This window comes from Streptomyces sp. NPDC005728 (assembly GCF_040630895.1).
Lineage (GTDB): Bacteria > Actinomycetota > Actinomycetes > Streptomycetales > Streptomycetaceae > Streptomyces.
Map to the genome: position 1 here is coordinate 1 of NZ_JBEXYL010000061.1, position 12270 is coordinate 12270.

The window sequence follows — 12270 nt, forward strand, 5'->3', positions numbered from 1 at the left end:
GTCCAACAGCGGCGCCCCCAGCAACTCCTCGACGGAGGCGCGCAGTTCCGCGGGGCACGGGGCTCCGGCGGTGACGCACAGCCGCAGCCCGCCCGCCCGCCGGATTCCTCCGGCGGGGCCTTCTCGCTGCGACGGTGCCGCCGTACGACCTGTGCGCGTTCCACCACCCCTACGGCAACCTGACGGAGTCCTCGGCGTCCGCGCGACAGGCACCGCGAGCGGGCTCGTCACCGCGACCGTCTCGATCGCCCGTGTCAACGAGACCCGCCCCAGCGACAACGCGATAGCCCTCCCGGTGACCGTCAAGGCCGGCCACAACGCCAACACCAACGGCAACGGCAACGGCAAGGCCGGACATCGAGGCCGTCGACATCGGGATGAGCCCCATCCCGGGAAAACCGGTCCGTGCCGCCAACGTCAAGCAGGTGTTCCGCGCGCCGGCCGGCTGGAAGTTCACCGGCCAGGTGGACGCCAGTTACGGGCGCGTCCTGCCGCAGGACCCCATGCCCAGCAAGCCCTCCTGGGCGATCACCGGCACGCTGACGGAGAACGGCAGGACCATGACCTTCCGCAGCGACCTGCACGCGTACACCTCGGCCGGCGACCGCGGCTGCATCCAGTACGTGCTGCACGTGCAGCACGACGGCAGCCAGGTGTCCGCCGGCGTCTACGACGACGGCCGCGCGCAGATCGGCAACGGCCAGCCGATCAAGCTGAAGGGACTGGCCGGCTGAACCGTCCGCGCTCGGCCAGGAGCGGGCCCGCGACCCGCACCTGGCCGAGCGCGGCATCCGAGTAGAGGGGGAACCCGGCTTCCCACGGCGGCGGTACGGGCTCGGCGGCGGCCTCGTCCGGCTCGCGTGCAGAGTGGAGCCGTGGGCGTCAGCGAGGCAGGCTTGGTGCATGCAGCCGCTCTTGCGCTCAGCCCCTCGGCCAGGAGCAGGCGGTCGTAGCCGGGTGCTCTTCACGCTGATGCAGTGTGTGCCCTTCTCGATCGCGCTGGCCGTGCTGGTCATCGAGCTCACGCCTGCGCACTTCCTCTACACCGGCCCCCTCCTCACCGCGGTACCGGCACTGGCGGCGGTGACGATGGGGCCCAAGGGCACCACCGCGGCGGCGGCTCTCACGCTGGCCATCGGCGTGACCACCGCGACCTACAACGAGGCTTGGGGAACCCTGCAGGTCTACTCCAATTTCCTGGCTCTGGCCCTGGTCTCCGTGGCTGGTTTCATCACCAGCAGTGCCGTGCAGGCGCGCAGGCAGAGGGAGCTCGACCAGGTCCGCCGGATCGCCGTGGCGGCCCAGGAGGTCGTGCTGCGGCCCGTGCCCGCGCGCCTGGGCCCCGTGCTGGCGGGCAGCCTGTGCCTGGCGGCCGGGACAGGGGCACGGGTCGGCGGTGATCTGTACGAGGCCGTGCAGACGCGGTACGGCGTCCGCATGATCGTGGGGGACGTCCGAGGCAAGGGGCTGTCCGCGATCCGGGCTGTTGCCGTGGCGTTGGGTGCGTTCCGGGAAGCCGTGCACTACGAGGACGAGCTCGTGGAGGTCATGACGCGCTGCGCGGCTGCGCTGCGACGGGAAGTCGCCGTGCCGGGTGCGTGCGAGCAGGAAGTTCTTCTGGAAGGGTTCACCACGGCGCTCATCGCGCAGGTGCCGGACGAGCCGGTGGTGCAGCTGATCAACCGTGGGCATCCGCCGCCGCTGCTGCTGCACCGAGGCACGGCTACGGCCCTGATGCCGTCCTCGCACCTGCCGCCTCTCGGTCTCGAAGACCTCACCGACGACCTCCCCGCCAAGCCCGAGAGTTATCCGTTCGTCCCCGGTGACCGCCTGTTGCTGTACACCGACGGCGTGATCGAGGCCCGCAACCGCGACGGCGAATTCTTCGATCTGCCGAAGACCATGGAGGGGATACCCGCCGACATCACCCCACGAGAATTCCTGGAGCTGCTCCATCAGGCGCTGCTGCGCCATACCGAGGGCGACTTGGCGGACGATGTGGCGATGATCCTCGCGGACCGGCACAACATCGGACAGGATCCCCTTCAGCAGCGGGGCTGAAGATCAGACCGAGGTTGTGGGGAGGGGCTGTTCGGTCCAGATGGACTTGCCGGTGCGGGTGTGGCGGGTGCCCCAGCGCTGGCAGAGTGCGGAGATGAGCTGCAGGCCGCGGCCGCCCTCGTCGGTGGCGGAGCTGTGGCGGATGTGCGGCGTGGTCAGGCTGGCGTCGGAGACCTCGCAGATCAGTGCGCGGCTGCGGAGCATGCGCAGCCGGATGGGGCCGCAGGCGTGCCGGACGACGTTCCCGACCAGCTCGCTGACCAGGAGTTCGGTGGTCATGATCAGGTCCTCGTCGGCCAGGTCCCACTCGGCGAGCTGGGCGCGGACCAGATCACGGGCCTGGCCCGCCGCCACCGGGTCCTCCGGCAACGGCCACTCGGCGACGTTCTCCGCGTCCAGCGGGTGGGTGCGGGCCAGCAGCAGGGCGGCGTCGTCCGTCAGCGCACCGTGGGCGGGGAGCAGAGCGGAGGTGAGGCCGGCGCAGAGGGCGTCCAGGTCGGACGCGTCCGCCGGTGAGGCCGGCATGGCGTTCACCGACTGGAAGAGGAGCTCGGCGAGGTCGTTCATGCCCGTGGTGACATCCCTCTCCTTGCTCTCGACCAGGCCGTCGCTGTAGAGGGCGAGCAGACTGTCGGCGGGCAGCAGGGTCTCGAGGATTTCGAAGGGGGGAGCGGCCACTCCCAGTGGCGGGTCCGGGGCCATGGACAGGAAGGTGACGGTGCCGTCGGGGTGGGCCACCGCGGGGGGCGGCTGACCGGCGCTGGCGTACGACAGACGCCGGCTCACCGGGTCGTAGATGCCGTAGAGGCAGGTCGCGAAGGCATCGTTGCCCAGCTCGCCGACGATGTCGTTGAGGTGGCCGAGGACTTCGTCGGGCGGCAGCTCCAGTTCCGAGAGAGTACGGACGGCCGTGCGGAGCCTGCCCATGGTGGCGGCCTCCGCCATGCCGTGGCCCATGACATCGCCGATCACGAGCGCCACCCGGGCCGCGGAGAGCGGGATCACGTCGTACCAGTCGCCGCCGACGTCGGCTCCCTGTTTGGCCGGCTGGTAGCGCGCCGCCGTCGTCACCTCGGGCAGCTTGGGCAGTGCCTGCGGCAGCAGGCCGCGCTGGAGGGTGCGGGCCCGGGTCGTCGCCTCGTCGTAGAGCCCGGCGCGCTCCAGGGCCTGCGCGATCAGTCCGCTGAGCGCGGTCAGCAGCGTGCGTTCGTCATCGTCCAGCACCCGCGGTCGGCCGAAGGAGAGCACCGCAGCGCCGATCCCGCGCCCTGATACCGCCAGCGGCAGAAAGGCCCACGCCTGCTTGTCGCCCTCCCGGATCAGGGTCTCGGTCCCCGGGTAACGCTTCAGGAACTCCTCCGGGGAGGAGATGCAGAGGGGGGTGCGGGTGCGCAGGGCGTCCCCCACCGGGCTCGAGGTGTCCCGCAGTGTCCACTGCCCGTCCAGCACTCGGGTGAAGCGCTCCGAATATCCCCGGGAGCCGACCACGGTCAGCCGGTCGCCGACCACGCCGAGCATGACGAGTCCGGTGGCCCCGAGGGGTGTCATCACGCCGTCGGCCACCGCCGCCATCACGTCCTGGGCCGTGACCGCCTCGGCCAGCTCCCGCGTGATCCGCTGGACCAGGGCCGCCCGCTCCGCGGCCGCCCGCTCGGCGGCGGCCCGCTCGGCCTCCCGCAGATGCCGCTCGGTGGTGTCGGTGATGTAGAGCGTGAGGCCTTCCGGAACCGGTACCAGCCGCAGGTGGTACCAGGACGTCCCGTCCGGTCCCGGTACGTCGAATCCGGCCGGCCGGCCCTCGGCCGCCGTGGCCCGGCACCGTTGCTCCAGCCCCGGCATGGCACGTACCGCGGGAATGTTCCAGAGCAGGGCTCCGGCCACGTCTCCCGCGGCGCCGAAGAGCCCCTCGGCGGCCTGATTGAGAAATCCGATGCGCCAGTCCGTGCCCACGGAGACGAAGCCGTCGCTCAGGTGCTGCAGCGCCCGCCCCACCGACTCGGCGGCGGCGTGCGTTTCGCTGCTGTCCCGGAGGGTGCCGATCACCTTCACCGGTGCCCCCTCCGCGTCCGTGATCGTCCGGGCGCGGGCCTCGATCCAGAGGTAGGTGCCGTCCTGGCGCCGGATCCGGTACTCGTTCTGGAAGCCGCCGCGGAGCTGGATGCCCGTGTCGAAGCCGGCCACCGCCCCTGGCAGGTCGTCCGGGTGGATCAGCGCGGCCCACGCCTCGATGCCGCCGGCCATCACCTCCGGGTCGATGCCGGCCAGCACTTCCTCGACGGGTCGGTCGCAGGTCAGCTCACCGGTGCGCAGGTCCCAGGTGTACGTGAGGGGGTGCACCCCTTCCGCGTCCCACGGGGTGGCCTCTCCCGGTCCTGGCCCGTTCTCCAGGGCGCGCAGCAGGGTGGGGGAAGGATTGAGGATCCCGGACGACTTGAGCCTCCCGGACATCCAGGCCGCCACCTCGTTCAGAAACGCGCGCTCCGCCGGGCCGGGCTCGGCGCCCGGGGAGAAGAGGACGGAGAGCGCACCGCGTCGCCCGCCACCGCCCGGAACGGGGACGGCCAGGTGACCGATGCCGTCGGGGAGCCGGGAAGGCCACAGGGCGACGGGGTCCCGGCCCGGCACCGGGTCGGGCGGGGCCAGGTCGGGCTGCCAGGTGATGGTGTCGTTGCGGGCGGCACTGCTGGGCGGCGCCGTGCCCCGTACCGGGATGATCAGCCAGGGCCTGGTCATCGACTCCGGCAGGCCGCTGTCGGCGACCAGGTAGAGGATGCCGCTCATGCCGCCGCCCGGGAGATGGACCATGCCGCCCAGGCCGTGCACCTCGGCTACCGCCTGCTGGAGCGCGGTCAGCAGCACTTCGACATCGCGCCGGTCCTCGTCGACGGCGTCGAGCAGTTGCATCCGCATGCGGTGTCGCTCCAAGGACGGCACGGCCCGTATGGTCCGCCGGCCCTGCGGCTGGTGCAGCGGACGGGGGGCGCGGGGCATGGACGGGTCGGTGTTGTTCGCATCGCCACTTCGGGTATTCACCACTGCCGACTGTCGCCTCCGCTCACCCACTGGGCTGCATGTAATCGGGTGTGGACCGGTAACGATCTACATCCGCCAAATACATACTAATCGGACTAACTTAGGCGAGTTCGTCCACTCTGGGGAGCCTTCCTCACCGATTAACCGTATGTGGCGTCAGCTCACTCTTCGTCATCGACGAAAGAGGCCCCCGGACCACGATCGGTCCGGGGGCACCGGTTGCTGATGTCAGGTGCGGCGAGAGGCTCGGCGAGCCTCAGGAAGGCAGGCCGCGACCAGCTGCACGAGGACCAGGACGGTGATCGCCACCACCAGCCAGGTGGCCTGGCGCAGCACACTGGTCATCGTGTCGCCGTTGACCACGCAGGCCAGTGCACCTGCCAGGGTGATCATGGTTTTGTGCCGGCTGCCAGTCCCGCACGCAACGGCTTGGAGTGGATGGACGTCGAGTGCGGACGGTCCACCGAAACCCTGAATGGACATAGTCCTCCTTGGTTACTTGGAGGGTGCGCCCGAGGACTCTCCCTCAAGAGCAGAAACACTCTTTCGGGATGGATGGTCCCAGCCGAAAAACAAAGGCCAATTGAAGGTCACCCGAGCGCTTGACCTGCGGTGATGCTCGGCTATATCACACGGTACTGACAAATGTCGGGGTGACTTGATTGACACGCCATCAACCACGTGGCGATGTTGGGAAAATGATTTGTCGGCCGATTGCGAGAGGTGCTGCGGTCAGCGCACGAGGGGGAGGAAGATCGTGTCGACGATCTCTTCGAGGACGTGGTCGGGCACGGGGGCGAAGGTCGTGAGGATCTCGTGGCGCAGCAGGTCGAAGGGGAGGGACTTGATGCGTTCGCTGAGGCGTTCCGGCTCGATCTCGCCGCGGCCGACGGCGCGGTCGAAGAGCACGTCGGCAGACTTCTCGCGCCCCGTGGCGAGGAGGTCGCCGGGGCCGGTGCCCGTCTCCTGGTAGTAGCCGGCCAGGTGCACGCCCATGACGGTGACGAGCTGGACGCGGGTGGCGTTGATCGTCCGCATGAGGGTGAGGACGTCCTCGCGCAGGCTCCCGGTGTCGGGGATGTCGACTCGGGACTCCTCCAGGACGTGGGCGACGGTCGCCCGGACCAGCCCGTCGCGGTCGGACCAGCGGCGGTAGAGCACGGGAGGGCTGGTGCCGGCGCGCTGGACGACGGCGTCCATCGTGAACCTGGCGTAGCCGCCGGCCGTGAGCTCTTCCCAGGCCGCATCGAGGAGCGCCTTCTCCAGTGCCGCCCCGCGGCGCCGCTCGGGCATCCACACACCTCCACTAGATAGACTTGCCTATCTTATTTCGACGCCCTACCCTGACGCTCGCAAGATAGGACTCTATATCTTAGGGCGGTTCTTCGTGAGCATTCCCCACAGGGCCGGGACCGCGTCCGCGGCGCCGGACCCCGACCACATCGATCCTGCCGTGTGGCGCCTGGCGTTCACCATCATCGTCGGTGCGCTCGCCGTCGTCTTCGACACCACCATCGTCACCGTCGCCCTGGCCGACCTGGCCAAGGAACTCGGCGCTCCGCTGTCCACGATCCAGTGGGTGAGCACCGGCTACCTGCTGGCCGTATTCATCACCATCCCTCTCGCCGGATGGGCCCAGTCCCGGCTCGGCGGCAAACGCCTGTGGATCGCCTCGCTGGGCATGTTCCTGCTCGGCTCCGTCCTGTGTGCACTGGCGTGGAACGCGACCAGCCTCATCGCCTTCCGCGTCGTCCAGGGCATCGGCGGCGGCATCATGATGCCGCTCATGGCCACGCTGGTCGTTCAGGCCGCCAAGGGCCGCAACATCGGCAAGGTCATGGCCACCGTCACCCTGCCCACCGCGCTCGGCCCCATCCTCGGCCCGGTCCTGGGCGGCGTCATCCTGAGTCTGGCCGACTGGCGCTGGATCTTCTTCGTCAACATCCCCTTCTGCGTCGTCGGCGGCTGGCTCGCCTGGCGCAACCTGCCCGACGACCGTCCCGCACCCGACGGTCCCCGCGCCTGGCTGGACATCGTCGGCCTGCTCCTGCTCTCCCCGGGGGTTGCCGCCCTCATCTACGGACTGTCCCGGGTCGAGGGCAGCGCGGGCTTCACCAGCGCCGAGGTGCTGGTGCCGCTGACCGTCGGGCTCGCCCTGGTCGGCGGCTTCACCGCCTGGGCACTGCCGCGCGCCGGCGCGCTGGTCAATCTGCGGCTCTTCCGCCACCGCGCGCCGGCCTCCTCCTCCGCCCTGGGCTTCCTGGCCGGCATGACCCTGTACGGGGCGATGCTGCTGCTGCCGCTGTATTGGCAGCAGGTCCGCGGCGAGGACGCGCTCGGCGCCGGACTGCTGCTCATCCCGCAGGGCGTCGGCGCCTTCATCGCGCGCACCCGGGCCGGCAACTACACCGACCGCATCGGCCCCCGCTGGGTCGCCCTCACCGGATTCGCTCTCGTCACCGCGGCCACCGTGCCGTTCGCCTTCGCCACCGCCGACACCAGCAAGGTGCTGCTCATGGCCGCACTGCTCGTGCGCGGCATCGGCATGGGCGTCACCATGATCCCGCTCACCGGCGCCGCCTACATCGGCCTGGGACACAAGGAGATCCCCGACGCCAGCATCATCACCCGTGTCGCCCAGCAGATCGGCGGCTCGGTGGGCACCGCCGTACTCGCCGTCATCCTCCAGCACACCACCGGCGACGCCCGCACCCCGGGCGCCCTGGCCGACGGCTTCGGCGACGCCTTCTGGTGGTCGGTCGCCTTCACCGCCGTCGCCGTACCGCTCTGCCTGCTCCTGCCCGGCTGCCCCGAGCCACCGGCCCCAGCCGACAGGACCGAGGCCGACACATCCGACGGTGCCCAACTCCCGCCGAGCAGGCGCCCCTAGTGCCCTCGGCCGTCGCCTTCTCCGTCATGCTCGATGGGCAGGTGGATCGGACCGCGAAGCACGGGGCTGCGCCGGTACGGCGGCGGGTCGGCGATCAGTCTGGGCCCGTCGATGCGGCGTGCCAGCTCGCTCAGTGCGATCTGGGCTTCCCGCCGGGCCATCGGGCCGCCGAAGCACAGGTGGATGCCGCTGCCGAAGCCGAGGTGCTGGTTGTCATGCCGGTCCGGGTCGAAGCGGTCGGGATCGTGGAAACGGTTCGGATCGCGGCTGCCCGAGGCCAGCATGAGCATGATCTGCGAGCCCTTGGGGATGACGGTGTCGGCGACGGTGATGTCGCTGTACGCCGCCCGCCAGGGAATGATGTGCACGGGGGGCTCGTAGCGCAGCAATTCCTCGACCAACTGAACGACCAAGTCCGGTTCGTCACGCAGTCGCTGCAGGATCTGCGGGTTGCGCAGCAGCGTCAGCATGCCGTTGGTGATGAGGTTGACGGTGGTCTCGTGGCCGGCGATCAGCAACAGGTTGGCGGTGCTGACGATTTCCTCGTCGGTCATCCGCCCGTCGGGCCCGTCGTCGTTGGCCAGCCGTGCCAACAGGTCGTCGCCCGGCCGTCCGTGGCGTTGCTCCAGCAGCCCGCCGAGGTACTGGCGCAAGTCCTTGGTGGCCTGCACGCCATTCTCCAGTTTCTCCTTCGGATCGATCTTGGGGTTGTAGTCGATCGACTCGATGATGGCGTTGACCCACACGCGGAACCTCGGTTCGTCCTCGGGTGGCACGCCGAGCAGGTGGCAGATCACGGTGACGGGGAACGGGTAGGCGAAGTCGTCGACGATGTCGATCTGCTCCTTGCCCGCGAAGTCATCGATCAGACTGCCGACGGTGGCGGTCAGGACGGGTTCCAAGCCGGCCACCAGCCCCGGGGTGTGCGGCGGGCCGAAGTGGCGCATCGCCATACGCCGCAAGCGGTCGTGCTCGGGCGGGTCGAGGTTGATGAACGCCGGCGTGGTCCGCCCCTGGGCTGCCTCCATCGGACGCGAAAGATTGCGGACGTCGGAGCTCAGGTGCGGGTTGTGCAGCAGCTCCGTGAGCTCGCGATAGGTGCTGACGACGTAGCTGCCGTCCTCCTGCCGGGCCACCGGCGTCTTGCGCAACTCGGCGTACAGCGAGTACGGGTCGGCACGTGACGAATAGTCGAGGATCCGGCGCAGCGTGTCGGGCGTCTCGGTCGTGGTCATCTCGCTCTCCCTCCTACCGGTGGTGCTGCTGCGCGGACGTGACGCGCCGTTCACCCGGGTCATGGCCGGTGACGACCACAGTGGCCCCCTGGGCGAGCAGGGTGGGGCCGGGGAAGTCGACGGGCACCGGCTTCGTGTCGACGGGCTGGTCGGGCGTGGGGCAGGGCGGTGGGAAGGGTGCGGCCGTCTCGATCAGCTGCCGGTAGTGGTCCAGCCACTTGGCGTTGTTGAAGCTGACCGCGGCGGTGACGCGGCCCCGGTAGCCGTATGCGGCGACGAAACGGTGGTCGGACACCGACCCCTGGGTGACGACCACCTCGTCGGCGAAGGTCGGCACGCCGACGGACTTGATGTTGACGCCGAACTGGATCGACCAGAACACCGGGATGGACAGATGGGGCCAGCGGTCCGCCTGTCCACTGACCATGTTGTGCGCCGCGACCTCGGCCTGCTCCACGGCGTTGGCCCAGTGTTCCAGCGAGATGAGCCGGTACTCGTAGATCGGATTCGGGCAGCGTGCCACGTCTCCGGCGACGAAGACGTCGTCGGTGATCAGGCCGTTGAGGTCGAGGGCGCGGCAGCCCGTGTCGCAGGCGATTCCCCAGACACCCGCCGCCAGGCCCGAGTCCCGCAGCCACTCGGTGTTGCGGATGCCTCCGAGTGCCACCACGGCCACGTCGGCGTCGATGGTGCTGCCGTCGTCGAAGTGGGCACGCCGGAAGTGCCCCTGCGCGTCGCCCTCCAGCCGGGTGACCTTGACGCCGCAGCGCAGGTCTACGCCGTGAGCGCGCTGCATGTCCGCCGCGATCTCACCGATCATGGCACCGAGCGCCCCGACGAGCGGGGCCGGCGCGAGTTCGGCGACGGTCACGGGGATGTCCCGCTCGCGGCAGATGGAGGCGATCTCGGAGCCGGTGAATCCCGCACCGATGACCAGTACGCGGGAGGGCCCGGCGGCGAGGGCTCGCTGCAGGCCCTCGGCGTGCTCGCGTGTACGGACGACGAACACTCCGTCCAGGGCTGCCTCGCTCTCGACGAACCAGGGACGGGCCCGTACCCCGGTGGCTATCAGCACCCGGTCGAAGGGAACCTCGCGTCCGTCGGCGAGCCGCACGTGGTTGGTCGCCAGGTCGAGCCCGCTGGCGGGCACGCCCAGCAGCCACTCCGCATTGATGTCACGACGCCGCGGCAGCTTGGTGCCGTCGGCCGGCACCCACCCGGTGAGTACCTGCTTGGACAGGGGAGGCCGGTCGTAGGGTTCGCCCAACTCGTCACCGATCATGGTCAACGATCCGGTGAAACCCTCGTCGCGCAGCGCCTCCGCGGCCCGCAGTCCCGCCAGTGACGCCCCGACGACCACGATGCGGCCGTCGCGCTTGAACGCACGCAGGTTGTCGGCGCTGGTCATGACGTCGACGCCTCCACCGCTGCGTCCCGTCCCTCCAGCTGGTCGACCAGAATCGCCTGGACCGGGCAGGCCGCCGCGGCGCGCAGAACCTGATCGCGCCGGGCGTCATCGGGGTTCGGGTCGTACATCAGGGCTTCCTCGCCGTGCATCCGGAACGCGTCCGGAGCCAGGAACGCGCACTGCGCGTACCCTTCGCATCGAGAAAGATCAACGACAATTCTCATCCCGACCTCCACAGGAACTGCAAGCTGCGGACCCTGAAGCCGGTGCCACTCCGGCACGCACAGCGCGACAGACCTGGAGGGAGGGGATTCGGCCGCTGTCCACCCCTGCGAAGGTGCGAGGGGGTGCACCGCGCTCGTCGGGTCTCCGCAGTGAGAATTGATCATCGCCGTCAGGGCGACCGGCGGTACAACCGCCTGGAGAACCTGAACTTGCCGTAAAAGCCTAGCCCGCGCGCACATCACCCGCACCCGGGGAAAGCGTGGGCCATTCACCCCTATGCCGCGTGCCGACGCGACACGGACCGCGAGTTGCCGATGATTCTTTACGCGTCCAGTTCAGTTTGTCGATGTGACGGAGGCAGGCGTGGGTGCAGTGCTGGGTGATGTGCTGGGCTTGGCGGCCGGTGTCGCCGTCAGTCCGCTTCCGATCATCGCCATCATCATCGTCCTGGCGACGCCTCGTGGACGCTTCAACGGATTGCTGTTCGCCGCCGGCTGGCTGCTCGGTCTCTCGGCCCTGGGCGGGGTGATGCTGGTCATCGGCAGCCAAGACAGTGCCACGGACCACGGGCAGCCGGCCGACTGGGTGGGAGCTCTCAAGCTCGCGTTGGGCGTGGCACTGGTTCTTCTTGCCGTGCGGCAATGGCGTCACCGCCCTGCCGATGTCTCACAAGCGCAATTGCCTCAATGGATGGCTGCGATCGACCGCTTCACGCCGGTGAAGATCTTCCTTCTTGCTCTCCTGCTGTCGGCCGGGAACCTGAAGAACGCCCCGCTGACCATCGCAGCAGGGGCGTCCATCAGTGCGTCAGGGTTGCCCGTCGGACATCAGATCGCCGCGCTGGCGATCTTCGTAGTCGTCGCCTCCATCGGACTGCTGACTCCGCTGGGCGTCTTCCTGATCATGGGTGAGCGGGCCAGGAACATGCTGGGCAACTGGAAGGACTGGGCCGCCCGGCACAACACAGCTGTCATGGCCGTTCTCTTCTTCGTGTTCGGGCTGAAGCTGCTGGGGGACGGCATCGACATTCTGAGTTCCTGACGGCGCCGAGGTTGCACCACGACAACCTCTCGCCGGTCTGGCCGATTTGCATGGCCGCATCTCTCTTGTGATGCAACGCGCCGCCAGTGGTTGCCGCGGGTTGCGCCGGCAAGGGGCTCACTTCCTGCGACGCCTCCCTCGGCTCGCCTCAGGGATTCCGCTCCGGACCTGGCCGCCCCATCCGCGGCGGCTTTGAGCGCCCGGGCCATGGTTGCGAGCGTGTCGGCGCCCTCAGCCGTGCTCACCCTTGCCGTTGTCCGCCTCGCCCGAATCACCCATAAGGGGATAATTTTCATCAGCTGATGGTAGAGAGGACACAGACCGTGAACGACTTTGCTCGTCGCGGACTCCTCAAGGCGACGGCGCTGCCGGCGCCG

Annotated in this window: 11 protein-coding genes; 5 read left to right on the top strand and 6 right to left on the bottom strand. The window is 69.3% G+C overall.

The features are described 5' to 3' along the window. From ABZ471_RS31910 to ABZ471_RS31920, 3 genes are all read left to right on the top strand, one after another. The coding region (locus ABZ471_RS31910) for a hypothetical protein (protein ID WP_359071287.1) at positions 1-183 on the top strand (183 nt) is incomplete at its 5' end. Between the two features lie 194 nt (positions 184-377). After that, a complete protein-coding gene (locus tag ABZ471_RS31915; protein ID WP_359071289.1) occupies positions 378-734 on the top strand; it encodes a hypothetical protein in 357 nt (118 codons plus the stop codon). 238 nt (positions 735-972) lie between these two features. Beyond that, positions 973-2061: a PP2C family protein-serine/threonine phosphatase gene (locus ABZ471_RS31920; protein ID WP_359071372.1), complete on the top strand. Its 1089-nt coding sequence runs from the start codon at positions 973-975 to the stop codon at positions 2059-2061. A 3-nt stretch (positions 2062-2064) separates the two neighbouring features. On the opposite strand, the gene ABZ471_RS31925 is transcribed toward ABZ471_RS31920, so the two are convergent. The 3 genes from ABZ471_RS31925 to ABZ471_RS31935 form a co-directional block, all read right to left on the bottom strand. Next, complete coding sequence (locus ABZ471_RS31925) at positions 2065-5052, bottom strand: SpoIIE family protein phosphatase (protein WP_359071291.1); 2988 nt, start codon at positions 5050-5052, stop codon at positions 2065-2067. Positions 5053-5322: 270 nt separating this feature from the next. After that, the gene (locus ABZ471_RS31930; protein ID WP_359071293.1) at positions 5323-5487 is read right to left on the bottom strand and encodes a hypothetical protein; all 165 of its coding nucleotides are present in this window, start codon (positions 5485-5487) and stop codon (positions 5323-5325) included. A gap of 339 nt (positions 5488-5826) precedes the next feature. Beyond that, the gene (locus ABZ471_RS31935; protein ID WP_359071295.1) at positions 5827-6387 is read right to left on the bottom strand and encodes a TetR/AcrR family transcriptional regulator; all 561 of its coding nucleotides are present in this window, start codon (positions 6385-6387) and stop codon (positions 5827-5829) included. Between the two features lie 94 nt (positions 6388-6481). Between ABZ471_RS31935 and ABZ471_RS31940 the strand changes: the two genes are divergently transcribed. Continuing rightward, complete coding sequence (locus ABZ471_RS31940; RefSeq protein ID WP_359071297.1) at positions 6482-7984, top strand: MDR family MFS transporter; 1503 nt, start codon at positions 6482-6484, stop codon at positions 7982-7984. Here ABZ471_RS31940 and ABZ471_RS31945 read toward each other — a convergent pair. Genes ABZ471_RS31945 through ABZ471_RS31955 form a run of 3 tightly spaced genes read right to left on the bottom strand, consistent with a single transcriptional unit; the run spans position 7981 to position 10851 of the window. Next, positions 7981-9219, bottom strand: a complete 1239-nt coding sequence (locus ABZ471_RS31945; protein WP_359071298.1) for a cytochrome P450 — start codon at positions 9217-9219, stop codon at positions 7981-7983. The genes ABZ471_RS31940 and ABZ471_RS31945 overlap by 4 nt on opposite strands. Positions 9220-9232: 13 nt before the next feature. After that, positions 9233-10627, bottom strand: coding sequence for an FAD/NAD(P)-binding oxidoreductase (locus ABZ471_RS31950; protein ID WP_359071300.1), 1395 nt, complete (start codon positions 10625-10627; stop codon positions 9233-9235). Next, positions 10624-10851 (bottom strand): ferredoxin, encoded by a 228-nt coding sequence (locus ABZ471_RS31955; RefSeq protein ID WP_359071302.1) that lies wholly within the window; start codon positions 10849-10851, stop codon positions 10624-10626. Before ABZ471_RS31955 ends, ABZ471_RS31950 begins: the two co-directional genes overlap by 4 nt. A gap of 364 nt (positions 10852-11215) precedes the next feature. Between ABZ471_RS31955 and ABZ471_RS31960 the strand changes: the two genes are divergently transcribed. Beyond that, positions 11216-11893, top strand: coding sequence for a GAP family protein (locus ABZ471_RS31960; RefSeq protein WP_359071303.1), 678 nt, complete (start codon positions 11216-11218; stop codon positions 11891-11893). Positions 11894-12270: the final 377 nt, after the last annotated feature.